This window comes from Njordella aestuarii (genome assembly GCF_056494165.1).
In genome coordinates this window covers 4,225,605-4,250,999 of sequence record NZ_CM151397.1, presented here as the reverse complement: position 1 = coordinate 4,250,999, position 25,395 = coordinate 4,225,605, and the positions used below count along the sequence as shown (strand labels likewise).

General features: G+C 52.5%; 18 protein-coding genes. All 18 read right to left on the bottom strand.

What is annotated here, in order from left to right:
- Positions 1–10 precede the first annotated feature (10 nt).
- The 18 genes from SH451x_RS16735 to SH451x_RS16650 all read right to left on the bottom strand — a co-directional run bounded on the left by SH451x_RS16735 (position 11) and on the right by SH451x_RS16650 (position 25,387).
- Positions 11–241, bottom strand: a complete 231-nt coding sequence (locus SH451x_RS16735) for a hypothetical protein (RefSeq protein ID WP_479358135.1) — start codon at positions 239–241, stop codon at positions 11–13.
- A gap of 750 nt (positions 242–991) precedes the next feature.
- Complete coding sequence (locus tag SH451x_RS16730; RefSeq protein WP_479358134.1) at positions 992–3,577, bottom strand: phage NrS-1 polymerase family protein; 2,586 nt, start codon at positions 3,575–3,577, stop codon at positions 992–994.
- Positions 3,574–5,739: an AAA family ATPase gene (locus SH451x_RS16725; protein WP_479358133.1), complete on the bottom strand. Its 2,166-nt coding sequence runs from the start codon at positions 5,737–5,739 to the stop codon at positions 3,574–3,576. Before SH451x_RS16725 ends, SH451x_RS16730 begins: the two co-directional genes overlap by 4 nt.
- Positions 5,732–6,184, bottom strand: a complete 453-nt coding sequence (locus SH451x_RS16720; protein WP_479358132.1) for an ERCC4 domain-containing protein — start codon at positions 6,182–6,184, stop codon at positions 5,732–5,734. The genes SH451x_RS16725 and SH451x_RS16720 overlap by 8 nt, the downstream gene beginning before the upstream one ends.
- A 192-nt stretch (positions 6,185–6,376) precedes the next feature.
- The gene (locus tag SH451x_RS16715; protein WP_479358131.1) at positions 6,377–6,838 is read right to left on the bottom strand and encodes a DUF669 domain-containing protein; all 462 of its coding nucleotides are present in this window, start codon (positions 6,836–6,838) and stop codon (positions 6,377–6,379) included.
- Between the two features lie 2 nt (positions 6,839–6,840).
- Entirely contained in the window at positions 6,841–7,623 is a 783-nt protein-coding gene (locus tag SH451x_RS16710; protein WP_479358130.1) for an ATP-binding protein, read from the bottom strand.
- A gap of 15 nt (positions 7,624–7,638) precedes the next feature.
- Positions 7,639–8,685 carry a PD-(D/E)XK nuclease family protein gene (locus SH451x_RS16705; RefSeq protein ID WP_479358129.1) on the bottom strand — a complete coding sequence of 349 codons (1,047 nt, stop codon included), beginning with the start codon at positions 8,683–8,685 and terminating at the stop codon, positions 7,639–7,641.
- Positions 8,686–8,732: 47 nt separating this feature from the next.
- Positions 8,733–8,957: a hypothetical protein gene (locus tag SH451x_RS16700; RefSeq protein WP_479358128.1), complete on the bottom strand. Its 225-nt coding sequence runs from the start codon at positions 8,955–8,957 to the stop codon at positions 8,733–8,735.
- A gap of 55 nt (positions 8,958–9,012) precedes the next feature.
- Complete coding sequence (locus tag SH451x_RS16695) at positions 9,013–9,252, bottom strand: hypothetical protein (RefSeq protein WP_479358127.1); 240 nt, start codon at positions 9,250–9,252, stop codon at positions 9,013–9,015.
- A 92-nt stretch (positions 9,253–9,344) separates the two neighbouring features.
- Complete coding sequence (locus SH451x_RS16690; protein ID WP_479358126.1) at positions 9,345–9,941, bottom strand: sigma-70 family RNA polymerase sigma factor; 597 nt, start codon at positions 9,939–9,941, stop codon at positions 9,345–9,347.
- 492 nt (positions 9,942–10,433) lie between these two features.
- Positions 10,434–11,519 carry a hypothetical protein gene (locus tag SH451x_RS16685; protein ID WP_479358125.1) on the bottom strand — a complete coding sequence of 362 codons (1,086 nt, stop codon included), beginning with the start codon at positions 11,517–11,519 and terminating at the stop codon, positions 10,434–10,436.
- Positions 11,494–12,681 carry a hypothetical protein gene (locus tag SH451x_RS16680; RefSeq protein ID WP_479358124.1) on the bottom strand — a complete coding sequence of 396 codons (1,188 nt, stop codon included), beginning with the start codon at positions 12,679–12,681 and terminating at the stop codon, positions 11,494–11,496. Before SH451x_RS16680 ends, SH451x_RS16685 begins: the two co-directional genes overlap by 26 nt.
- A 326-nt stretch (positions 12,682–13,007) precedes the next feature.
- On the bottom strand, positions 13,008–13,625 hold the full coding sequence (locus SH451x_RS16675; RefSeq protein ID WP_479358123.1) for an RNA polymerase sigma factor: 618 nt from the start codon (positions 13,623–13,625) through the stop codon (positions 13,008–13,010).
- A 202-nt stretch (positions 13,626–13,827) separates the two neighbouring features.
- On the bottom strand, positions 13,828–14,769 hold the full coding sequence (locus SH451x_RS16670) for a hypothetical protein (protein ID WP_479358122.1): 942 nt from the start codon (positions 14,767–14,769) through the stop codon (positions 13,828–13,830).
- Positions 14,729–15,835, bottom strand: coding sequence for a hypothetical protein (locus tag SH451x_RS16665; RefSeq protein WP_479358121.1), 1,107 nt, complete (start codon positions 15,833–15,835; stop codon positions 14,729–14,731). The genes SH451x_RS16670 and SH451x_RS16665 overlap by 41 nt, the downstream gene beginning before the upstream one ends.
- A gap of 193 nt (positions 15,836–16,028) precedes the next feature.
- A complete protein-coding gene (locus tag SH451x_RS16660; RefSeq protein ID WP_479358120.1) occupies positions 16,029–20,372 on the bottom strand; it encodes a DEAD/DEAH box helicase in 4,344 nt (1,447 codons plus the stop codon).
- Between the two features lie 24 nt (positions 20,373–20,396).
- Positions 20,397–22,379, bottom strand: coding sequence for a hypothetical protein (locus tag SH451x_RS16655; RefSeq protein ID WP_479358119.1), 1,983 nt, complete (start codon positions 22,377–22,379; stop codon positions 20,397–20,399).
- Between the two features lie 125 nt (positions 22,380–22,504).
- Positions 22,505–25,387 carry an ATP-binding protein gene (locus SH451x_RS16650; protein WP_479358118.1) on the bottom strand — a complete coding sequence of 961 codons (2,883 nt, stop codon included), beginning with the start codon at positions 25,385–25,387 and terminating at the stop codon, positions 22,505–22,507.
- Between the last annotated feature and the right edge of the window lie 8 nt (positions 25,388–25,395).

Here is a 25,395-nt window from a genome sequence, read left to right as displayed (position 1 = left end):
TTCGGGCGTCTTACTTAGCGTTGATGGGCATATGCTGTGTTTGCGGCGCGTCGGCTCTGAGGGGTCTCGCTGCCTTCCGTCGTGCTTTGCGAAGCATTCGTTTCAACGCTTCATCCCAGGTTGTTGGCTGCGGCTTTGGTGGTTTCGAAGCCACCTCGCCCGCTTCGCGCCTCGCAATCGCACGTCTGGCGGCTGCGTTGAATCGCTTCAATTCCCGTCGCAGGGCTGTATCCCAATCCATGAAAATCTCCTTGTGAAAAAGGGGCGGATGTCGCCCGGACTAAAAAACAAACTGTGTTGACTAGCGCGGCTGTTCCCACGACCCAATGTTTGCGGCGTCGGGCTGGGAGTACCTAAAGTTTTTTGATGGCTCCCAACGTTCGAGTGCCACTCTGGCAGACGCGTTGTGGGGCAACCGTTGGCCCACTGACGCGTTGAGCGCGAAGTGCGGCTCGTTGGGCAGCGTGGTTGAGAACTCGCGACGTGGGGCAACGTCGCGGGAAGGTTGATGGCTGGTGAGAGTCGCGCGTCGACACTCGAAAACCCGCTGGCGAGGTTAGCGAGGTTAGGCGAGGTTATTTTCAGCCCGTTTCTATATGCGTGATTTTTTATCACGCGCATGCGTACGCACGCGTGCGTACATGTGAGCATAGGAGGAAATAACCTCGCTAACCTCGCTTTTGCTAAAAACACCAATGTTTTCAGGGGTTTGCAGGGCGAGGTTATGCCCAAAACTATAACCTCGCTTAACCTCGCTAACCTCGCCAATGGCAACCATCGGCGAAACACATCTAAGCATGCGTAAACACAGGACTTAGAACGGATTTCGAATAGATTACGAGGCTCACGGAAGGTGCTCGAACCACACTTGCGCGCAGACAAATTGCGAACATCAAACGCACTGAGCGCACCGCTAAAAGTGTCGTAATTCAATACATCACAACGATTGCGGACCTGAAAAATGTCCTCGCTAACCTCGCTAACCTCGCCGCTAAACTTTTGCAGATTCATCGCCACCCTCCATGTCGAAAAGAGTCGTTGGTGGTGCGCTCATGTTGACCAGCTGCCAAAGTCGCACATGGGTCTTCGCGTTGACGCCTGCGTCTTTCAGTTTGCGGCCGTTGAAGACCCGCCCACGGAGCTTGGATAGATGACGTCCCAGCGATCGCTTGAACGAACCTTCGCCACGGTCTCGATTCGCCGACAGAGGCTCTGGGAGAGCCCTCACAAGCGGGTCGTCGATGTACTCGACCGGCGAGTCTTTAGGTGGAACGACAACGCGACAGATGTCGTCTGCCGTTTGCAATCGGTCTCCAAATCTCTCCCACCAGGCATCGAAGAATGCCGTCCATTCCTGAGCCGATTCGTCTTGCACGACTTGCGTCTGCTCAAGGTTGGTTAGAAAGCCAGGGATGCCGGCAAAGGCTAAGACGCTGCCAATCGTGTCCGCCCACTCTTGGAAGCTGCCGAGCGATGGAATCGGGATCGTAGGTTTTCCATTGGTGTACCAGGCTCTGATGATCGTCAGCGCTGCAGCGAGCAGATTGCCACGGTGCTCATCGATGTGTTGCTCTAGGTCGCGAATGCGAAATCCAGTGCGTTCCCATGGCCGTTCCGCATTGGCATCGAGGCGGATACTGTAGCTTCGTCGTGGAAGGTCACCAGTGACGCGAAGGTTGTTCCCGCTGGCTGCCCACACAACCCGCGACAACAGCGTTACGATCCGATTACCACCGAGCAGCCGATCGGATATCTCACGCGATGTCAGCGTCGCAGCCAACATCGGAGAATCGATCGTGGTGTTGTCGGGAATGTTATCGAGAAGCACGAACGAAGCGGAGGTCATTAAGATCGACGTGATTTTCTTCCGCCACTCGTCCTCATTCTGTTTGGTGGGAATCGACTCGGATGAAACGTTGCCGACAGCAATCTTCGCCAGCGCGGTAATCAGCAATGACTTACCGGTCCCTTGCATAGGTGCGTCCACGATCGCGAGCGGTACATGACCTTTGATGACGGGACGCATGAGGATTGAGAACAGAATTGCCAGTGCGTTGGCGCGACTCGCATCATCGACAAAAGGGAACTCGTCGATGACCTGAAGAAGAATATCCACGCACGCGCGGACCTCTTCTCCGCAGGGATACTCGGGGACGGGTCTCAGGTTTAGCGATGGATCAGGACAATACATCAACCTTGATGTGGGATCGTAGCCCGGAGTTGTACAGATCGTGCCATCGCCGCGAAGGATGGGAGCGCGAACGACGCCAGCTAAAGGTGGTAGCTCCCAATCCTCTTGAGCCAGGATATTCTCGGCGAGCGTCTTCGGCGGATTGGTGCCCACTTGGATGTAGCCACCATCCGACTTGCGCAACGTGAAGAAGTTGGCGACCTCGGTGAGACGACAGCGAACGCGAGCAACATCAAGTGGTTCAATCTTGGGTATGTCTTGTTCGTCATGAACAACGCGAACCAGACATCCAGAACGCACGAAAGTAGACGGAGGAGAGTTTGCACGTTTGACAGCGGCCAATGCTTGTGCCGTGAGATCGCTCAGCTGCCGATCGTCAATAATGATTGACGGCAAGCCCGAGTTGGCTGGTTGCGGTGGCTGCGGCCGGCGAGAGGGCGTCCGCTTTGCCTTGGGTGTGTATTGCTTGGTGACCTTGCTGAGCGCTTTTGCAATCGTGGTTGCGCCGTACGTTTCACCGCCATGCAGTTGATCCCACTTATCTCGCATCAACTGCGAACGCCGAAAGATGCGGTCGATCTGCTGTGCATCCTTGGTGTAATACGCAAGCGAAAAAACGACCGACGAATCAGCTTCGCTGGCCGAGTTGTAATGGTCGTTCCAATGACCATCCCAAAGCGATCGAAACTTATCGCCTGTTCGAGGCTTCTTGCATGCGAGATCGATGATCTCGTCGTCACTCAGCGAAACGAAACCGCTATCGCTTGGCTGCGGACCTCGGCTGGCAGTTGGAGCTGCATTAGTGCCTGGATCATCATTTCCGAACACTTGTGCGTAAACGAGATCGAGCGATTCCTGTCGAAGGTTGATTTCACTCGGAATGGTCGGTAAGCGACTGCCGGTAACGGTGAAGAAGCGGTCGCGATCGTAGATCTCCACTTCGCCGTCTTCGTAGGCCTTACGACAACGCGAGCCTGGCTTGTTGGCCTTGATGAAGACCTTCAGTCCCGAGCCTGAAGGACTGATCTCGGTGTAGCTGTCTAGGCGATCAACGATCTGCTGAGCCCAAGGTTTCAACAGCCTCGTTGATTCGTCGACCGAGTCATCGAGATCCACACCGCAGTACGGGTCATCGGCGGTGAAAACGAAGCCAACGCCAGCTAACGCATTATTGCGCCGGCAAGCTTCAATCGCCTCAGCAAAGGTTCCCCAGGTAGAGGCGTCAGTCGATGACGCCAGCGACCCATTGTGTGGATTGATGGGAGCTTTGGTCGGCTTGCCTCCACGCTCGACGTATTTCCAGGCAACCCACTGATTGCGATCGCGAATGCAACTCGGACAGTTTTGGTAGATGGCTTCAAGTGGTGGTTGAGGTGCGGAACTCAATGTTCAACCTCCCACGAAGCGAGATCCGCTTTCGCCCAGCGATCCAAGAACGTTCGGCGTAGATTGACGCGGTTCTTTTTCAGTGCACTACGAAGCCCCCAGCGATCGCCGACCACGATGCAATATTTCGAGGCGCGAGTAACCGCGGTATACAGCCAGTTACGATCCGCAAAGAAATGGGATTTGTGGCAAAGGACAACCACGCACGGAAACTCGCTCCCTTGTGCTTTGTGGGCCGTGAGCGCATAAGCGAGCTGGAGATTCAGTATCTGTTCATCGTGAATATGCCGGTGTCCATCGCCATCGAAATCGACGATGTAACTGATCCCGCCACTGGTTTCGACTTCGGAAATGACACCGATGGTGCCGTTCATGATTCCCAAGCCGTAGTCATTGGTTGTCTGAATGACCTTGTCGCCGACTGCAAACTTGCGATCCACCGCGCCGTGCAACAGATACTGCATCATCTCGTTAATGGCCTTGGTGCCGAGCTGCCCCAGGTGCGTTGGCGTGATGATCTGAACGTCATTGACGGGATCGAGACCGAGCCGATCAGGAATGCGACTCAGGACGAGATCGCGCAAGTAAACCTGAATCTGAGTTGGATCTTGCAGAGAGTCGATGACGCTCCAGGCGGGATCTCCCACAGCGGTTGGCATGAGACGCTGCGAAAGAATCGCCGTACTGTTGGTCTTGAGAACGCCAGCCTGACGTACAACCTCATCCAGAATGAACGTTGGAACCAGCTTGTGTTCAATACAATCACGAAGGACGTTACCTGCGCCGACAGGAGGGAGCTGGTTATGATCGCCGACGAGGATCAATCGCGTCTTAAAGAAATCGATGCGACGTAGCAGCTCTTCCATGAGCGGTGCATCGACCATCGATACTTCATCCACAATGACGATGTCATAGGCAGGGTCGCGGACCTTGCCTTCACGGTCTAGCGATGGCGCGGATAGACTTTCACGCTGAAACGTGACACCATTCGATTCGAGCAGCCGGTGAATGGTTTTCGCGGACAGCTTCACGCCCTGGGAGGCTAACGACTCCTCGATTCGCTTTGCTGCTTTCCCGGTTGGCGAACAAAGGGCGACCTTCAAGCCAGATTCGTCGAACGTCTGGGCCAATCTCGCCAGGGTGTGGGTCTTGCCGGTGCCTGCTCCTCCGGAGATCACCACAATCGCGTGATTCAGCGCCGCTTCATACGCAGCGAACTGAGCTCGCTTGAGGCCGACGGTGTTGCCAGGCTCAATCCCCAAGGGGCTCTTGAGAATCCCGTGCTCTTGGAAGCATTCAAAGATGTATCGCTCGGCATCTGCATAGTGCGGCAGTGCGACTGCATCGCTATCAACGACCAACTGCCCTTGGTCTACGACCCTTTGATAGGCAGCCTCGATAATCGAGCCACTATCGAGCGAATCAAGCAACAGCAGATCGAACGCCTTGCGAATCAGCTCATCGTGCGCGATCCATGTATGACCATCGGACGCCTCTTCGCGAACCAGATAACACAGTGCGGCTTCAAGTCGCCCCGGGTGCTCTTTGGGAATGCCCATCGAACGCGCGATCTTGTCGACCCGCTTGAAACCGTAGCCCTTGATGTAGCGGATGATGAGGTACGGATTTGCCCGCAGAACGCCAACCACCGAGGGTCCAAATTCTTCAAGCAATGTTTCCATCTGGTGATGAGAAAGCCCGAAGCCGGCCAAATACGTTCGGACTTCGTTCTCGTCACTGTTGGCGATCCACGCTTCACGCAAAGAATTCAGAGTCCGTTTGGGAATCCGCAGAGCTCGATGTAGTTCCTCGATGTCCTGGCGGATCACTCGATCGAGATGCTCCGCGCTGGCGACGTAGGAGACGATCTTTCGCGCCGTGGTTTCGCCGATGCCAGTAAACGCCGGATGCTTGGCGAGGTATTGCACCAAGCCTTCAGGCGTTTCCGGCAGGTCGTAGCTCACGCTCTTCGCATCGAACTGCGGTCCATACTTGGGATCGCTTTTCCACTGGCCGGTCAGTGTCACCAACTCGCCTTCACTCACGCAGAATGGCCCACGAAAACGCACACGATCGCCGTCGTCGCGAACAAGCGCACCGGCGGAGAACTTGGCGCTGGTAAAGAAAACTCGATCGACCGTGCCACTGATACGATTACTCATGGTGTAGATCTCCTGCGTTGGAGATCACACGAACGAACGATCGCAGATAGGCATCTGTGAATCGAAGGGCCCCTGGCCGCGATCCGCACCAATAGACAGGCACCCGATACTTAATGCCAATGTATGTGGACGCACCAAGCAATGATTGTGGAGCGACTGCCCGAAGTGATTCAGCATGTTGGCCGCAAAGCACAGCAGTTAGATCAGCTTCGACCACGATGCACGCCGCTTCCATCCCCGATAACTTTTGAAGCTCGCGAGCGAAACGATCAAAATCGTGAATGACGGTTCCGACGAAATCACGCAGGCTCTTGCGCTCAACAGCCACTCGCTGTTCGAAGCCAGCCACCGAGTAATCACCAGCATCAAGCTTGGCGTTAACAACCTCACACGCGAACGTGTAAGGCTCCTGCTCTCGCGAGTCGATAACGATTCGGAAATCCATGTTTTCCTGTCAATCCAATCCGAGTGATGAAATAGAAAGAGCCGAGGCAGGCAAGGGGAGTCTGGACAAGGAAGCGCGAAGTGGACCCGGCAAAAGAACCACATCGCACGGAACTGCTTCCAAGTCACGCCATCCCGCCTCGGCCGCACCCGTTCACAGGGAACGACTAACGCCGGTCAAGCAACCAGCGACCTAGAACGGAAGATCCTCGTCCGCCACTGCACCACTCGGCGCGGAGGCGATATTCAGCCGACGGTTGAAATACACGTTCGTGTACTCGCCTCGCGTACGCTTGGTGACTTCGAGCGTCTTGTCGAGCAACTCGTCGAGCCGACCTGCCAACTCGCTGAACTTGGCCAGTTCCAACCCAAGCGTCTTGAGATCGCCTTTGACATAAGGCAGCGACGCTTGGGTGATCACCGAGTTCTTGAAGATGTGCCGACCAGCCTGCGAACCAGAGATGACCACCAAATCGAACTTGATCATCGGGTCACCCTTCTGACTCGATTCAAGCTTCGCGGTCTGGATCTTCACTTGGTACTTGCCGTCGGGGACCTCGTCGTAGCTCGGCGCGTCTGCCGTCTCGAACTCGTCATCAAACGAGGTGAGGTCGACTTGCGAATCGATAGGGTCGAATGATTCGTAATCACTCATGATTATTTAGCCTTTCCTGAAGGGGTGCTTGCCGGCGTGGAGCTCTTCGCTGCGCTGCTGGTGCCGGTTTCCGAGCTGCGAGCGGGAGAATTGAAAGCTTTGACGAATTGCTCGTAGTCGAGAGGGAGCAATTCAGGCAGACGACCAGTGCGGTCGCCAGCCTCGTAAGTTGGATGCGGCTTTGTGCGCACAACGCGTTCAATGGTGACGTTGCCAGCGGCATCCTTCTTGGCGACCGAATCGCCATAGAGGATGATGTCGACCAGACCCAAGACCACGTTGCGAGCGCGATCGGGAAGGCTCGGCTGAGTCTTGGTGTACTCGCCGGTTCGCGTTTCGATCGTCTTGTCGACTGCATGCGAAATGAGAATCAAGCCGTATGGCAGGCTGGCCAATCGAGTCAGCACACGATGCCATTCGTTCTTGACCAGAGCCCAGCCTTTGCCGTGGCCCATGTCGCCTTCGTACTCGATGCCATGCTTGGCACAGACATAGTCCGAGCACATCTTGAAAGCGTTGTCGACGGTGTCGATCACAATCGTTTTGAAGTTGTGATCTCCCTTAGCGACAAGCTTGCAAGCTTCGAGGAATGCCTCCCACGAATAGGTCGGCACTTTGAAAACCTCCAAGTGATTGAGCCCAGGCTCACATTCAAAGAAGAGCGAACCAGGAGCCTTACTCGCAAAGGAGCTCTTCCCAAGTTTGGGGCTGCCGTAGAGCAGGATCGTTTGTTTACCGAGTTCGGTCACGGGTTTGGATGCTTCGGTTGGTAATGCAACAGACATTGGGTGTCAGTCCTTTCAAAAAACGGGTGCGTCAGAATCGATTGAATTGAGTTCCTCATGCGGTGGAGTGATCTCGTAGAGGTTGTCCACCACGTTTGGATTGAAGCCGGATTGGCAGTAAGGCAGATACTCACACGGTCGTTGGTACGAGAAGCAACTCGATGTGTTGAGCAGCCATTTGCCACGACGTCGCGCGTCGAGGTACTGCTGGGTGATTTCCCAGACTTCGTCTTGCAGCATGGCGAGACGGTCTTCGGAGAGATAAATGAACTCGCGATGGAACGCTTCGGGCTTGGCGTACCAGGCTGCCAGCCGGCCTTGAAACTCTTCGTTGGTTTCAGGCATCTGGCGTTTGGCTGTCGACTTGCCACTCTTGTTCTTGGCGGCGAGTTCCGCGTGGCGTGCTTCGTACTCTTCCTGCGTTTCGCCTTTGCTTTGCTTGAGGCGGCTCTTGAGCAGCACGTTGTAGATCACGCCAACGATCGGATAGCCAAGTTCACGCAGGTAATAGCAGTACAACGCGATCTGCGTATCGGTCCACAGCTTGTCGAGATAATTAGAGTCGATCGAAGCCGCGGTCTTATGCTCGAGCAGATACATGCCATCGGATCGCTGCACGATCGCATCGGCCTTGCCGGCCATCACAAACGTTTGGCTGCAGCGGCCAGTGTCAGGGTTGCGGATGTTTCCGGTGAATGACTTCTCGATCTCGATTATCGTGAAATCCTCGGTGGCGTAACGCGACGCGTAACCAGTCATAATGGCACGAGCCAGATGCCAGTTGGCTTGCTGGTTCTCGTCGGTTGCGCGTTCTGGGAAGCTGCGATCAATGAAATCCAGTACAATCCACAGGCGATTGGCATCGTCCACCGAGCGATACCAGATCTCGATGGCACTGTGGATGACGCTGCCGAACGACAGCGATTCAACCTTCATCCGTGGACGCAGGTTATCGACGTAACGATGTTTGTATTTGCGAGGACAATTGCGGAACGTGTTGAGTGCCGAGTAGGTCAGCACGTTCTTGTCGCTCGTTTCAGAGGTTAGGATTGCTTGAGACATAAGGCTTTCGAACTGAAAATGGGTGCGTTTTCTTTGGTTTCTGCGGCTTACGAGAAGTTCATCTCGTAGGTGTCTTGTTCTTCGATCAGATTGCCGTTGAGGCGTTTCGCGCCTCGTTCGCGAGCCAGCTGAGCTTCACTCACTTTCAGCGACGCATTGATCTGCGAGCACTTCTTGCAAATGCGATTAGCTGCACTCTTGGAGCGAAACGTCTCGTTGCACTTCAGGCACTTCCGATCACCGGGTTCATGGGGTAAAGGTCGTGTTGACATCGCCTGCGGATCTTTCAGCGAGGAGGTCGAAGAGGGATGGGTGACAGATTGCGAATCAAACCGTGTCGACTGACTCGACCTCGAAGTTGCCTTCGCGATCGCTGGTTACCAGATAGTGCTGATGCGAAATGTTGGCGACGAATCGGCTCTCACGAGGAAGTGCCTCACGAATCGTTTGGCAGGAATCGTTGAACTCGTTGGAAGCGGCTTCGAAGCGTTCGACCGCTCGTAGGTATCGCTGCAACGCGAGCGAGACGGTGACTCGTTGTTCGATATTCATGGCGGGTGCGCTCATTAACTGATGTCCTTCTATTGTTGGTGACTTGTGTTGGCTGAAACTTGCTCTCTCTATCTGTTGGAATACCCGGTACCCGGGTGAGTTGACGGTTACGATTCCAGATATCTGTCAAATCCCGCTTCTTCAAAGAGCTTGCGGATCTGCAACATCCAGTCGTTGAGCGTGGTGCGAGGGATGCCGAGATCGCGAGAAATCTCGGTGATCGACTGGTTTTGACGGCGACGGAGAATGTCTTGGTATTTCTCCGGTAGCTTCGATATGAACGTTGCCAAATCCATGCGAAGGTCGTTGAGCTCTTCCTCGCCAAGGCGACGCTCACGTCCCAACCGTCGGTCTTGATCTTGGTGGTGTAAGGTCTGGGACATTTCGACCTGACCGCCGTCATCACCGCGGACGCTCTTGCTGAGACTGACGCGGCCGGCGGTCGCGCGCTTTGATACCGAGCGATCGCGAACCACGTTGGCCAGGTGACGTTGCACCACGGTGCAGACGTACGGGTAGAGATGGCCCACCGATGGGTCGTAGAGTCGAAGGCTCTTCGTCGCTCGGACGTAGACCTCCTGGACCAGATCACTACGATCCTGCTGGGTGAAGTCGGACTTGGCGATCAGCTTTCCAACTTGACGATTGATCACACTGCGAACGAAATTGTCGTCGGCGAGATTGATAGAATGGTTGTCTGACACGGACGGACCTCCTGGTTGAGGCCCCACAGGCGACAGGTCCGAGAGTTAAAGCCTGTGAGGCCCGCCCGCTCATCCGCGGGCTATTTCCTGATGTGAATCAGACCTGTCGTCCGCTACTGGCGAAAATTCCCAAAACGGCCTGGGAAAGAAGAAAATTCCCATTCGTCGCCACAGGAAACTCTGGAATTTACGGGCTAAACGCAGTGAGAAATTTGATAAAATCCCAGGAGTAGGGTTTGGGGAAATTCCCAAAATTCCCAATTGAGAAGGGGAGGTAACCGCGTGAAGTTTGGATTTCGCAAACCATCGCTGAAGAAAAGAATCGCGGCGCGCACGTCCGTAAAGAGAGCGATTCGGCATCGCATGGGACTCAAAGCGCCGAGAGGCTGGGGATGGCTAACCAATCCCCGCAAGGCCGCCTACAACCGCGTGTACAACAGAACGACTCGCGGTTGTTTAGTTCTGATTATGGCAGCCGGCGCAGCGACGATTTCACCATTCGTCTTGTTGACGATTTGGTTGATTCGCTGAAGAGAATGCGTGCTCCCAGTCCTCGGGATGTAATTTGAAAACGCATCTCCAGCCCTTTCTATCGTCGGTGAGCTCAATTGGCTCGCCCTCGATGTCAAAGAACTGTTGAAGCGACTTGTTAAGCAATTCCCGCTGCTTACGATTCTTTCGGCAGGCGTCAGGAGAGAGCCAGGTCATCATGCCATGTTCTCTAGCAAACTTAAGAAGCAGCTCCCACTGCTTGCTGGGTTTACCACTTCGTGAATCAACCAACCCCAGCTGAGAGTAGGTCAACACTTGTCGCTGGTCGCGGATGACCACGCTGATCTTCTCGGTGTCGCTGAAACGCATCTCCACATCGCTCCAGCGGCTACCGCTTGGAGTTGGGAATCGACCAGTCACGGTTTTCGCCGGTGGCATCAGTCGATCGCGGAAAGCAACCAATTGCTGACGCGCCCATGGCGACAGGCACCACTCGCCATTATCGCTGAGCAACAACGATTGATCGAGCGGAACCACGAGAGATCCTCTCGAGTCCAATATCGTCTCGTTGCGACTACTCAGCATCCGTTTCGAAGTGAGAAACAAAACGAATGGTCGCTGATACTCTGCCAAGAACGCATCAATGCACCAATCAAGCCGGCGAGGATCGCTGACTTTGGCCAGGAACAACGAGAACCCAGATCCATTGGGATTCCCGTAGTGACCAAGCCTATATCGATACATCGGGCCTCCGAGACGTTCGAATGCCATGTCATACCCAACTAGCGAAGCCAGCTCTGCGGCGAGCTTGCCAAAGCTGAACTCGTAGCAAACGATGTCGCGGCGATCGATCGGAACATACTCTTCGGTCTTCTCGTTGTAGCCTTCGAAGACACCATCCTCGACCTCGACAATTTCCAGCCACTCGTACGGACGACCTGGAACAGGCAGCGCCGCAGCGAGGTCTTTGATCGGAACGAGGAGTTCACGGTGCGAATCAAATGCATCGCCGAGCAACAGCCGCCAGCTCAAATGCGAGGTCGCCACATCGTTTAGCTGCTCAAGTGCTTGCCAGGGCTGGCTCATAGCGAGTCCTCCTTGGTACTTGCTTCGAGATAATGAATCCTCGCTGGGTAAGCCAAGCTTCGATGGTCGAAGACACTCGCCCACGGCTGTAGATGGCAACATTAGGAGGACGAACTGTGATCGCCAATTCGGTCTTGCGTCCCTCAAGCTCCATCTTGAACGTTGCGGAGATCAAACGCCTCTCGATGCGAATATTCTTGTTTTTCGCCTGTGCCCACTCAAGCAGGTCGTCGCCTTTTCGAATGGTTATCACGCCGTAACGATCATCCGGGTCACCAAGCCAAAGCTCGATCATTCGAACATCGCGGACGCCCTCAATATCGCCAGGTACCAGTGCATCAAACTCGAACTCGCGAAGAGGATCGAGCGTGTACTTCACGCCAGTCGGAAACAGGTTCTCGTTGCCGAACATATGCTTGCCCAGGAGACGGCAATACAGGGCTTTTTCCCTCGCTGTCTTGGCATTGACCCGTAACTCTCCAAACTCACGGTTGTAGATGGCTGAGGCGCTCTGCACTGGCCAGAACGACTGAAATCCGAACCGACCATTTTCTACAACCGTCTGTCGTCGAAAGAGGCTTCCGTGCATGATGGAGAATTCGACCTCCTCGTCATTCTCGAAGACTTCAACCTTCGTTCCCTGAGCGCGGAATCGCTCCACATGCCAGGAATCGATGTCTCGTTCCAGTTGCTGAAGCGTCTCCTCTGCGGGCGTCACGAACTTCGGAGCGGTGGTCTGGCTCGCTTGAAAATAGTCGTACGAGCGAACTCGCTTGATCCGAGACAATGCATGGGTCTGGACCAGCTTCTCGCGACTCGACAGCCACGCCGCCGTGACGATGTCGGCCGAAGAATGCTTCCCTCCAGGAGCGATTCCAAGGGTTTCGGCTGGAACTCGGTCGAGCAACAGGTCGACAGCAACCGTGGTGGCTAGTTCGTCAATCAAAGAGATCGCGTCCAGCAAGTCTGCTGGCGTTTCTCGATCGGCTTTGGCTATCTCGCGTATGACCGCTTGGCAATCGATCGAGCCTGGGGCTTCGATCGGGACAGCCCGATTTGCAAAGAAATCGGCATAGGGGTGGAGCAGAGCGAACAATCGCTCGGGATCGATCGATTCCAAAACACCGGGGCGCGACAGGCGCGAAATTCGAACTGCGGTCATGTTGCAAACCTTGAAAATCAATTAGCCATACCAATCCTTCATTGATTAAAACGTCAAGCGATCCAAACGACTGACGCACAAAAAGTGCGATTGGCAGGGGCTGGCCTACGGCTTCCACCGTGCAAAACTCCTAGCGTGGGCATCCCATCCGCCAGTCCATGACCGTTGTCCTTTGTGATTCCATCCAGGCCAAGCCGCTGCCAATCGCGAATGCTATCATCCCGATGGCTGTGACACGTTAGGTCACAGCCCGGAAGAATTTTCTGGAAACGTCGAAATTACCGTCCGGCAATTCCGCCTCCAGAAGGTTTCGCCATGGAATTCGACTATTCCTCGAGATACGCTCTGAGCCCGGCGTCATCAAACTGCTGACGGATCTGACGCAGCCAATCGTTGATCGTCGTTCTCGGGATTCCCATTTCCCGCGATATTTCAGACACATTTTGCGTTTTGAGCCGGTGGACAATTTCTTGGCAAACCACAGGAAGTTTCTCAATTTCCGTAGAAAGGTCCAATCGAATTCCGGCGAGCTCTTGATCGCTTCTCCTCGTTTCGCGACCGAGCCGCCGATCTTGATCGTCTTGGACGAGCAATCCGGAGAGCTCAGATGCACCATCTTCGCATGGGACAATCTTGCTCAAGCTAATCCGTATGCCGCTTGCTTTCTTGGCTACAGAATTGTCTCTCAGCAAGTTCAGTAGGTGGCGCTGAACGATCGTGCATACAAATGGGTAAAGATGACCAATCGTTGGATCAAAGAGTTCGAGACTTCTTGATGAACGAGCATAGACCTCCTGCACGAGGTCGTCATAATCTCCAAAATCGAATCTAGAGGTTTCGATTAAGCGTCGCACCTTTCTTAAAATTATGCTGCGGACGAATTTGTCATCAACAAGACATTCCTGCGTCCTTGCGATCGTTGAATTGGGTTGGTTCTCTCGCATTTGTAGCGACTCCGATGGGTGCCAGAAGGCCGCGTCCGATGCGCGGCAACACCCGCCGGGTAAATTGCAACAAAGTGCGTAAAAAAACCTGCGAAACAACTTAAGTCGTTGCTTCGCAGGTAGTTGCGTCACCGATTTTCGTGTCTTGCACTTACACGTAATCAACTAAAGTGAAATTGTTCGCCCCGCGTTGCCCCTAGCTTCATTTTCGTGGTGCTTTGAATTGCATGATTGCTTCCAGATCCTGGGCTGTTCTCCACAAAAGCTGCAGTTCCTTGGCTGACTCGTCCTTTAGGCATCTCGACACGTCGGCTTCGGTCATTTTTGTTAGCTTGGCCAGCATCTTCTGAGTCGGCCTCGCAAGAAGTTCTGGTTCACCGGATTGCTCTTTGTGCGTATGCGCGTGGTCCCTCGCAGCAATTATGTGTTCAACCAACTCCTTACGCAGCTTCTCGATTTTTGTAGCTCGTTCACCGCGTTTTGGTCGTGGTTTAGTTGCTTTGGCTCCTGGGGCTCCAAACGAAGATGCGATCCAATCATCGATGCAACGAGAGTCGAGTTGCAGACCGTTTGCATCAAACGAAAGTACTGTGTCCAAAGCGATAACGGGGTTGCTGATCGAGTCACGATAACTTGCCGCTGACTGCTCGACAGGAACAAAGACGACGCTCTTCGGCCGCTTTCTAAGCATCTCTGTGACAGCTGCGATGTCAGAACGAGTGGCTTTCCTAGCGAACCACATCTCGCAAGAACGTCCGGCCCACGTGGATCGTCCGATCAACCACAGGTGATCTTTGATTTGCTCATCGATATTCAGTTTGCTGTCTTGAAAGATAGCCGCCAGAAAGGCCGTTGTATCTATGGTCCAGCGGGACAACTGAACACCTGGTATCTTGTAAATTCCGCAAGACTTGCAGTTTACGAAAGCTGTTCGTGTGCCATCTGCTCCGGTGAGAAATTCAACATGACAGCGACTGCTGCAGTCACGGCAATCAATACTCGCAGCTTGGGAAACTGTCTTCAGCAGAGACAAAGACTGAAGTAGATCGAACTCTGCCTTGAGGAGCCCCGCAGCTTCATCAAACTGAATTACTGGTGGCGTCTCAGCCCACCGAGACAGCACTTTCTTCAGGTGACTTTGCAAGATCAATCTTCCATCGCTTTAGGTATTTCTGAATGAGTTCCACTCTCTCTGGTCTTGCGTTACGAAGGCTGCATGACCTCGGAAACCCAACGTCAAAGCTTTGACGACCTGGCTTACGACCATCTAGCGGCAAGAACTCGAAACAGAAGGTCACCAGAGTGACATGAAGTGCAGAAATTGGAGTCTGCTCGAGGTTTAAGCAATCATTTATCGCATTATGGATGTTGTCGTTTGGGTCGTCAGCATCAACTTCAAGCAAGATTCGTCTTCCACTTCGTTTGTCAGCTAGTCTTATCTTCCGGATTCGAACACGAAGAGCATCTTGTGCATCAGTGCTAAGCTCAAAACTAGAATCCTTTAGATGATCGAGTGCATATGCGGCTTCAGGATCATAATCAGCAATCTCCCAATGCAATATTGAGTCTGCGAAGATAGATTCAAGCTTCTCCTTGAACGGCTTGGCCAACTTAGCATATGTTTCGAGCGAGCCATCGATTTTGTCATATGCAAAGACGATCTGGAGCGTTTGCCGAAATGTATCTGGAGCTAGATGCCCATCTGCATCATGAACTATCACGTTTTGAACGAAATCGTCGGGGTACGCAAAGAAGTAAACCGTGCCTCCTCTTTTAAGAGTTTCGACTGTGCAGTCTTTGCCGCGCCCTTGTTCACGAAGCAACACTGCAATTCGCTCTTCGAGTTGCTCCAGTGCAATCGAGGAAAGATCGGGATCGGTGCTTGGTAAGTCGTTACGTTTGCGCCACCACGATAGATTATCGATCTGATGGATTATTTGTGCCTTCTCGAAAAGCTCCTTGTGGTGAATCCACAGCCACATCGTTCTCCCCCAAATGCATAGTTCCTCGGGGGGCTCCGATCCTAAATGCCCGATTCCCATCAATGATGCGGCTTCGAGAAGCGCATTCAGCCCTGTTTCGGTCGCAAGGTCGGAAACGCTTCGAAGGCCACTTTCAACGAGATCGAGGTCTGGACGACTTAGCTCATCAAGGAAGTCCAGAATCGGCTCGATCTCCTTCTCCTTGAGGGCCAGCCAACTGGGGTCCAATTGATGACCCAAACAAGACAAAAACCCATGCAGGAGGTGGTTTGGGACCATTCGCAGAACAGTAGAAATCGCAAACTGCCGGTGGGCCATTCGATGAAAACTCCATTTCAGAACTAATTGAACTTGTTATTTCTATTCCAATGCAGGATATGGTTTCAACTTCACAACGAATGTATGCAGTTGCCGCAGTCGTTTACCGCCATTTTAACTCGCCTCGCACTGTCCTTTGAACGCCATTATCAAAGTAACCCAAGTTTGCCGCGCGAGAGTTAAAACAGAAGGATTCTGCGAACACCTTCAGCAGTCGAGAGTCTCTAAGCACTTCGACTTCGCGTGCCAAATGATCAACAACTTGCCTGGATACCAGAACGATCAGCTTAGCACGAGCACGAGAAGCCATCACATTAAAGCGATTGAGGCTAAGTAGAAATTCCTCTTCATCCCCAATCTGATCGGGGTCTCCAACTGCAAAGGAGGCAATAATAACATCGCGCTCCTGCCCCTGGAATCTCTCAACCGTATCAACTGCATTTCGAATCGCATCGGAAACGGCCCGACTTGTTCCAAAAAGAGCCTGTAGATCACTTGCAATTAGGCCTTGCTGTGCTCTGTGTGGAGTAACAATCCCAATTGCCTTTTCCCAAAATTCGACTTGTCCATACGGTGATGTGCCCGGTGTCTTCAGACGATTCGACACCGGATCGACTTCGTTTCTAAGTTGATTCGCAATCATGCCATTAAGTAGAAACGTTAGGGATGAAACTGTCTGTGCCTCAAATAGGTTCCGTTGCCCACTAACTCCGTCTTCATACACGAAGCAACATGTCTTGATCGTCGGATCGAGGATGTGGGCGAATTCCTGAGACCAAAATCTCTGTTGCGGCCAGTTTGGTGGTTGAGAAAGCGGCAATGGAGAAACATATTCGCACATAAGATTTGGTGAGTGGCTAGTTAAGCTAGACTGATATCCGCTTCTTCTGGCGAAGTCGACAAGCACATCATTCGATCGATAATTTACATCCAATGAGCATACTTGCACCCGATGTATGTGTTCAAACATTGAATATATGGAACCAACCAGATTCTCTAATCCACTAGGAGGTTCAGCTTGATGAATGGGCGGTAGTTGCTTGGGGTCTCCAGCCAATACTACTGAGCCGTTCTCCGCAACTGCAGCCAGTGGAAGAATCGCATGCGAGACATCCATTTGAGATGCTTCGTCGATGATAATTAAGTCGAACCATTCTGCCTGTGCGTTTCCTTGTTCACAAGTAAGCAAGTTATGGATTTGCTCGGGTGTTGAAGCAACAACTGTGATCCCTTGATTCTGATCGAGCCTTGATCTCAACTGCCTCACCAAGAGAGATGGGCTTGCTCTATTCAGCTCAACGTCGACAGCAGACGATGGCTGGGGAATAGCTTGAAAGCTCGATCTCAGTCGATAACATGTTGCTGTAGGTACAAGTGTTTGAAGTTGCAGAGAAGCGGGAAGCAACACATTATCGATTGCTGTATAGGTCGACGCACTAATAAGAATTCTGAGCGTCCGACCTTGATTCGCGGCTTCGAGCGCTGCTCCAGCAACAATAGCAGTCACTGTTCGGCTTTTGCCGGTACCAGGTGGCCCCCAGACCAGTCGGGCTCGGCAGCTCAGGGCTTGTTCCCAAGCATGCCACTGCGAGGCGTTTAGGTTCATGCCACTTCTAACTAGGGCAATTCGTACCGGAGCGAGGTTCCGCGTCACTTGCGCTGACGACATCGCGTTGGCACCCCATATGAAGTCCGCTGCCGGCGACATGTCGGCCACGCGGGTAGGTAAGGGCCTTTGCCCTACTGCCAATTGAGTTGCTCCAACAAGCGGATGTAATGCTGCAATTGGCGGATTCCCTATTGCTCGAAGCACTGTCTTCAATTTTTCCGTAAAATAATCTTTGAAAGTAGGATCAAGCATTACGTCTTGATCAAAGTTGCAAATCCCAGCATTCGTCAGGTCATCTAGGAATGTAGGATAATCGCGAGTATTGCAGTCCAGTGCAATTAGTCGCAAGTTGCGATCTAACCCAACGATTGTTACTTTGGTCGCACGTTCCATATAGCTCCAATCGTTGCCATATTGGTTTGCTAAGGCCGAGCCTTGAACAACCGAAGCAATCTTTCGATCAAGAGAGCCAATTTGATCGCGAGGCGACAAAGCGAAATTGAAATCATCAACCTTTGCTTTGATGTCAATTGAGTCTGCTGCAATCTCGTACACTCTGCGACCAGCCCGAGGCTGAATTCCAAGTTGAGCAAGAGCAGTGACTTCTTGTGTGCCAAGGAGCCTTCTCGTTAGGTGCGCGCTGGAGAATCTCGCCGCTCTCTCATGTGGAGGCATTGCGCGTAGACGATGTACTTCTAATTCTGTGAGAGAGGCGTTGAGTCGGCTAAATGCATGCCAAAGCTGCCCCTCTACGCATATTCTTGCTTCGCGAACAGGTGGTCCGACGTTGGTTCTAGGGGCGTTATAGCCTAACTGGCTACGCAAGTCAGATTCCAATCGCTTGGATACTGTCTCTAGTGCAATTAGCTTCTTTCGAATTGTCTCTTGGTACGTCGCTAATTGTTGTTGCCAATGGCGCGGAGCCGTCACGCGCCCCCAAATCTCATGAGCTCTTTCGGACGGAATCTGGTCACTCAGCGGCACCTCAAATAGTGGATGAATACTAAAAGAAGAAATCGTGGCTGGTAACCTAGTTTCATGATACACCCTTGCAACTTCGAGTAGGCTATAGTGGTGAGCAATAGGAGCTGCAAGTAGGCTACGAACTACATCGCGCACAATCGTTACCGGAGACCGCCTTGTCGCCAGCTCCGCATTTGGAAGTATATCCTCTGGTGGGAAAAGCCAAGCTAGATAGTTGATAGTCGGATCGCGAAGAATGGCGGCGAGATGCCTACCAATTATTCTAGTAAGATGTTCATATTGGAGCGAGTCCCACATATAGACCTGCATTCGTGTTGTGTAATCACTCGTCCTGGTGCGCGGTGGCACCGCCGCTAACTGCGGGTTAGAGAACGCCTGTCGGTCTTGCGTATCGCACCATGACAAGACGCCATGAATCTGCCGAAGGAAAGCAAGTAGTTCGCGCTCTTCGACGGCCAGATCTTTTTGATCAACTATCTGCACTGATGCGCTACCTTGTGGGGGCCACGATTGGGACCTCCTATTTGCAGTGAGGGGCGAGTTGAATGGACGAGGCTCGTACCAGAACGCTTTCATACCAAGCCCGACGGTGATCGCACTGCCTAGGTCAAAGTCTGCAGATAGACAAATATGCAAATCTGCCCACCTTGGCATTCCGGCTACGGTACCCGTCTGTGGCGGAATGATAGCCTGCTGTAGATTGAAAGATGCTGCCCTGCCGCTGACAATCGTTCTAGTCGCACGCAAAGACTGGTGTGCATCAAAGATAGGATCAGCTGGTTGTACACTCGCGAGCGCTGCAACTTGGCCAATGCCACCTTGCTGAAGGCTGATTCTTGCACCCTGGGACACAAAGGCGACTCTGCTTAGATGATCGGTTTGGCTTGCGAGAGGTATGCAGTGTAGCGGGTCTGTTACATAGTTCGGGCGTGGTTCTCCCAAGTACTCACAGTGTGCACAACGACTATCAACATGCCATTCCAATTGCTGCCAGTTTGAAACGACAACATCTGGTACCTCGACCTGGAGAAATCGCCGAACCCGTATTGCAAAAACTTCGAATGGTAAAAGCTCTAGATCACGTTCAAACGCATTACAAAGCAGATTGGGAGTTGGCGTTTGCCCTTGAGCAAGACAATCTCGATGTGCTCGCACTAAAATTGATGCTTCGTGAGAGCCAGGCCACAAAGCAGCTTCCGTAACTACTACAAAATTTGAATCTAGCCCATGCTCCACGAGCCAAGAGGCTAGGGCCAATGTGTAAAGTGCAATCTCAGCGAAGTACCCCTGTGAAGCTTTTGCGGTGAGTTTGATATCAATAACGCGAAGCTGATGGCGACTATCGTTCGACGCTAGCTGAATCACCTCACCGCCCGAAGTTACTCCCGATGTGAAGGTTTGCGATGGTAGAACTTGAATTAGGTCAGGGCGCATCTTCGTGAAGCCAATCTGCAGTTGGGCATATCGTGAATCGATACTAAGTGCTCGCAGGAACTCAGCACCGATTTCGAACTCGGGCTCCACTAAGAATGAATATACACTGACACCGTTAAGTGCCGTGGCAAGTGGAATAGGTTCATAGGTAACACCACCAGTAGCGTTAGGGCGTGAATTACCAACGATCGCAACGATCCCGAAAGTGTTCGTAAGATCATTCAGTTTCGCTGCCTGCCATTCTTCTCCGGCCTGTCTCATGATTTGCAATCCAGGCCGTGGAGGCTGAGGTGCGGGCATGAGAAGACTAGCCCGCTCTGCGGAGAAAGCGATATTATCTGGCCGAAGATTAAGGGCAAGCTGTCTTAAGCATCCAGTGCTTAAGTACTGAGAAAGAGCTTGCTTTGATACCTGTGGCATGTTTTCGTTCCTATCTGGTGACGGCTATACTTCAATGCGGGAACGCAATGCCGCTTTGAGTGATAAAGTACTGTGGTTATGGATTGACCCAAACATTCCCAAGAAACTTGCGGAAACTAGCGCTCGAAATAAGTTCAGGCTATCAGAGGTTCGAAATTGAACATCGGATTTCTTCTCAAGCCGATCAATCCAGTACGCGTGCATCTTCTTCGCTTTCTCTATTGCGTGAATTGAAACCAAAGGAGCATCACGACAGATTTTCGGACGCGACTTATTGCAAACGATTACCGCATCCCAAAGAATTGTCTGTTCATGCTGATGCAAACCAGCTGAACTGTTTCCCAGTAATGGGAGGACCTGAACGGCCTCGAAACCTGACGTGTAAAGCGCTATCGCAAGTGCGCTCCAAGCTTCAGCTGTGCTGTGCTGAAAGCTAAATATTAGTCGCCCTTCCCTCCGGAGAACGCGATGCATTTGTATAAAGCACTGCGTCAAATCAACTTGAAAGTTCTGAACGGAATCGGAACTGCGAGTTTGTGCGGCGAGATTGCCTTTTCTACCCCTGGACACACTTCTACGGTCAACAATCCCCAACATTTGAAGCCAGGGGAGGTAGAAGTCCGACAACTCCGAGTACGCAATGTTGTCGCAATAGGGAGGATCTGTCAGAACAATATCTACACTCGAGTCGGCGATTTTGCTCAATAGGCGACTGTCATCATTTAACACAATGCCACGCGATCGACAGTCCTTTGGGAGGTCCGTTTCTAAAAAGCCGCCCTCACTCAATGCGATATATGGTTTACGAGCATAATTGATTGCACGTTGAACTTGGTTCACGGTATTCGGAAATGTTCCGCGGCCTGTTCCATCCAGCCAAGGGTTGAGCTCTACTGGCCTACAGACATGGCGAAAAGCACGGATTGAAAAAAGCGGTGCTAGCCTACGCCAACCGAAAGCATAATGGGTAAGCATGCAGTTCGTAGTAAGATGATCACTAAATGCAAATGCAAGAGGCTTTATCCTGTTGTGATCGAGCTTGGATATTTCCTCTCCAAGTAAGGAGAGATGAAGTAGCTGACGATAGTTGAACAATTCATGGTATTTGTTATATCCGTATTTAATGAGTCGCGCGTCCGCGCGATCCTGCGAGGGGATCGATCGATCGGGAACAAACTTCCAGCCGCTAGCAGTAGCCCGTTTCCCCAGTTTCGTCTTAGCCTCGGAATAAACCTTCCTATCGAACGGTGTCGCAAGCTGAAAGTCGCGATTTGCAATAAGTACCTTTGAGTTCTGAGTTCGTTCTGGAACTGTCTCTAATGCGAACAGTTTCCATGTTGGCGGCTTCTTAGTACGTCCTGCAACGTCAATGAGGCACTCTTCTTCGCTGCATCGAGGGCAACGAATCTTACCTCTCTGGACGGTGCCCGCTTCGATTTTTGTTCTGGAACTACAGGACTTGCATGTAAAGGTCTTTCTGTTTTTGTTGATTCTGTGAATTGCATTGCATGTGCTACAAAACACCCACTGGTCTTTGCCTTCCGCTTGATAGGCAAGTTGGTATGTTGGATGAGCCTCGATTGTGCACTTGCAAGATCTACATTTGATTATCTGTACCCAAAAAGCATGCAAGATAATTCTTGGTTCACCAGTTGGTGACTTAGTCCGATAGTATTTCAGAATCTCGTTTCCAACCGAAGTCTTAAGGAAGACTAGATCAGCATCGAGGTCCGAGTAGGTGTCAGCATTAAGCTCGAAACGAGTAATTGCGCAAGCTACCGGGTCAACATCGATTCCGATTGTATCGGCACCTAGAAACGAAGCTTCAACCACCGATGTTCCGCCGCCTACAAAGGGATCAAGCACGGTTTTGCCGGAACAGTCAATTCCTTTGTTGTAAGCCTTCCAGAAATCTTGCCTCGGTGAAATCTGCGATCCGATCAAAATGGCGCGAAAGGCAGAGCTGAATCGACGAGCAAACCACTTATGAGCTTGATAAATGGGCATGGGACGCCGGCCCTCACGCTCAGCGAGGAGAGCAAGGCTTTCGACTGGAAACCGCAAGCTTTCCAGCATCGTTCGTTTGTTGATTGTGTTCAAGCTCGACAACGTACCTTGCTTTCTATATCGCGTTATTCCCAAACCTTCGATTTGAAACCAAGACTCGTCGCGTTCTCTGAAACGGCTCGTTTGATTTGATCCGTTGCGCCGTTTTCGAATTCGGCGTTGATTTCTAGAGTGATCTGTAGTGATGCGTTCGGGTCGCTGGCAAGTAGCTGGATGATCTCTTCGGCCACTTGGACGAGATGCATCTTCGCTGTGGCTGGCTTGATCTGAATTGAGCCATGGAAAGATTTCGGCTTTGCCGGAGGTGTTGGGCCCGGGCCGATTGGTCCGATTCCGCATGTGTTGGCAGTCCCGGTTCCCCCAGTCGTTATTCCAGTTCCGGTTGATCCGCTTATGGCTGTGCCGCCTGATGTTGAACCGCCGGTGTTGCCGGTGCCACCAGTGTTCTTTGCGGCTTCCTCTGCTTCCTTCGCTTTTTTTAAGCTCAGTGCATATTCGTTAGCGGCATTGGGCTCGATGAGCAACAAAGTATCGTCGAGTTGAACGTCACCCTCACCGACGTGGAAGCCAAGGTACTTGTCACCATCCATGCCACATGCAGTTCCGAAGAAGTCTGAGTTTTCTGCTGCGCCTTTTCGAATAGCCTGAGACAGCGAGTCACGATTCTTCAAGCGTGGCAGATAGAGATATCGAAGCGAGTCTTCCCAGAAAGCCAATGCGCTGGCGGATGTTTTGCCGTCTTTCCAATAAAGCTCTTTCAGCTTGGTGCGAAGGTGGATTGGAGCCCAAGTGGTAATTACGAGCTCGTTGTCCAAACAGACTCGCTCGAGTTCGCTGCCGGCAGTACCACCGGTTGTATTCAGCGGGAATGCTTCAACAATCGGTTTGGGGTCCGTTGCTGTGTGCTGGACTGGACAAAGCAGCCACTTGTAGCATTCACGGGCAGCGCGAGGAACGACTTCTTCGGCCGCCTTGAGTTCCTTCTTGGCTTGATCGGACTGAAGGTTGTCAAGTGTCAACCTCCGCTCTTCGACATCGTCGACGATCGACTTCCATGCGAGTGCCGTTCTGGCGACATCTTGAAGGCGATTGAGGATCGCCATGTCCGGTGCCAGAAAGACCAACCGGTTGCCACGGTAGCGCGGCTTGCCACCGTTGTTCCGTACGTAGTCGAGCACCGCATTGCTTGCCGTTCGTTCCTCATCGCGTGAGTACCACTGTTCAGGAGTAAGCACAACAAGGCGAAGCGCCGTATCGTCTGATACGTCTTGATGAGGCGTAAAGATGTGAACCCCGTCAAAGAATGCTGCACCTGTAAGCATCTTTTTGAGTGCTTCCGCGATCTTGCCTCGTTCGTCAGGCTTGCCTTCGAAGCGGCGTTTGCGATCTTCCATTTCGCGTCGCAAATTCGCACGCGTGTCGAACCAGTATCGAGTCGTGTCCTGGGTCTTATCGCCGGTACTATTGAGATAGTGAAGTCGGTCCGATAGTCGATTCAAAGCGTCAACGTAAGTTGCCGCTGGTTGTCCAGGCTGCAAGCACCCCAAGAGTACTCGGGCTCGGTCAAGACCGCGAATACCTGACTTGCCCGCGACAGACGAAGGAGCGCTTCCGAGGAACAGTGTGCGTGCGACACGTCGAGCTGCGTTGACTTGGCCGAATCGCGGCTCTTTGTTCTCCAGTTCTGTCGTTTCAGCACGATCACCGTCGATATCCTTTTCAACAACAGCGTCCCAACCCGCAGGGAGATAATAGGTCAATTCATTGCGTGAACTTCCATCGTGCAGCGGAATACTACCTGGAAGAATCATCAGGTCCTTGTTGTCATCCTTCCAGAGTCGGAAGATCACCTTGGCCATCAACTTCAAAACGCCTCGGGTGCGTTGGAAGCCATCGATGGTGGTCCAGTCTTCGTAGAGGCGATCAAAAATCTCGGGGTGGATCGGATAGGCTTGAACCAGTCGATCGTAGTATCTGCCTTCTTGCGTTTCGGCCGGCAGCTTGGCACCCTCAGCAACGTAAGCGTCTGCAAAGGCGCGGCAGACTGCGTCGCGAGCTTGAGGATCGCGAATGGGCTCGAACAAACGCCGGCGTACAATTTCGAACGCTTCTTCTGTGGCCACTGGTTTCCAGAGCGCCTGAATACGGCCAAATGTTTTCTCAAGGGCTCGAAGGGCTGCAACGCCGCGCTGGCTACCAGCTTCGATCTCGGATTCTGGGAGTGACGCTAAAACAATCGCGTTCGGGACGAGCTTAACGGCTTCCGTGAGGGCTTGAACGAACGACAGGTTTGTATCGTAGCTGCCACCACTCAGCGTTTGGCCTTCGGAGAACTGACGAACGTACGCAACTAGTTCATCGATTAATACGATGCATGGAGAGTATTTTGCGAGAAGATCACGAAGCACATCCTTGCCCGGGGATGTGCCAGTCGTGTCAGCTTCTTTAACGAGCGCGTAACCCTCGCTTCCACCCAATTGCCATGCGAGCTCACCCCAAAGCGTTTTGATCACTTGCTTGCCATGCTTCCACGCTTGGCCTGGTGCGTGTGCCGTCCCATCAATTACTGCGACGCGGGCCTGTGGGACGTCCATCATCCCGGCCTGTTCGATCAAAGATGGAACGCCGCAGAGCTCAGAAAGCGAACACTTGCGAGTTGCCAAGTGATAGACCGCGAGCATCGTATGCGTTTTGCCACCACCGAATGCGGTTTGCAGTTGAATGACCGGTTCTCCTCCATTGCCAGCTAGCCGCTGTGCAACCTGAGTCAGCAGCAATCGCATACCTTCAGTGATGAAGGTTCGATCATAAAATGCAGACGCATCTTGATACTCTTTCGTCGCCTTCCCGGAATGTACTGCGGTGATGTCAGCAGCGAACTCGGACTGTTGAAAGGTTCCTTCCAATACGTCACGATGCGGGACTGCAATCTCTCGCCAAGGCTTCATTTTGTTGT

Excerpts from the sequence above, each read along its gene's own strand:
- SH451x_RS16725 (WP_479358133.1), bottom strand. The coding sequence starts at position 5,739 with ATGAGTAATCGTATCAGTGGCACGGTCGATCGAGTTTTCTTTACCAGC.
- SH451x_RS16735 (WP_479358135.1), bottom strand. The coding sequence starts at position 241 with ATGGATTGGGATACAGCCCTGCGACGGGAATTGAAGCGATTCAACGCA.
- SH451x_RS16710 (WP_479358130.1), bottom strand. The coding sequence starts at position 7,623 with ATGTCTGTTGCATTACCAACCGAAGCATCCAAACCCGTGACCGAACTC.
- SH451x_RS16705 (WP_479358129.1), bottom strand. The coding sequence starts at position 8,685 with ATGTCTCAAGCAATCCTAACCTCTGAAACGAGCGACAAGAACGTGCTG.
- SH451x_RS16660 (WP_479358120.1), bottom strand. The coding sequence starts at position 20,372 with ATGCCACAGGTATCAAAGCAAGCTCTTTCTCAGTACTTAAGCACTGGA.
- SH451x_RS16680 (WP_479358124.1), bottom strand. The coding sequence starts at position 12,681 with ATGACCGCAGTTCGAATTTCGCGCCTGTCGCGCCCCGGTGTTTTGGAA.
- SH451x_RS16650 (WP_479358118.1), bottom strand. The coding sequence starts at position 25,387 with ATGAAGCCTTGGCGAGAGATTGCAGTCCCGCATCGTGACGTATTGGAA.
- SH451x_RS16715 (WP_479358131.1), bottom strand. The coding sequence starts at position 6,838 with ATGAGTGATTACGAATCATTCGACCCTATCGATTCGCAAGTCGACCTC.
- SH451x_RS16685 (WP_479358125.1), bottom strand. The coding sequence starts at position 11,519 with ATGAGCCAGCCCTGGCAAGCACTTGAGCAGCTAAACGATGTGGCGACC.
- SH451x_RS16675 (WP_479358123.1), bottom strand. The coding sequence starts at position 13,625 with ATGCGAGAGAACCAACCCAATTCAACGATCGCAAGGACGCAGGAATGT.
- SH451x_RS16700 (WP_479358128.1), bottom strand. The coding sequence starts at position 8,957 with ATGTCAACACGACCTTTACCCCATGAACCCGGTGATCGGAAGTGCCTG.
- SH451x_RS16695 (WP_479358127.1), bottom strand. The coding sequence starts at position 9,252 with ATGAGCGCACCCGCCATGAATATCGAACAACGAGTCACCGTCTCGCTC.
- SH451x_RS16720 (WP_479358132.1), bottom strand. The coding sequence starts at position 6,184 with ATGGATTTCCGAATCGTTATCGACTCGCGAGAGCAGGAGCCTTACACG.
- SH451x_RS16655 (WP_479358119.1), bottom strand. The coding sequence starts at position 22,379 with ATGCCCATTTATCAAGCTCATAAGTGGTTTGCTCGTCGATTCAGCTCT.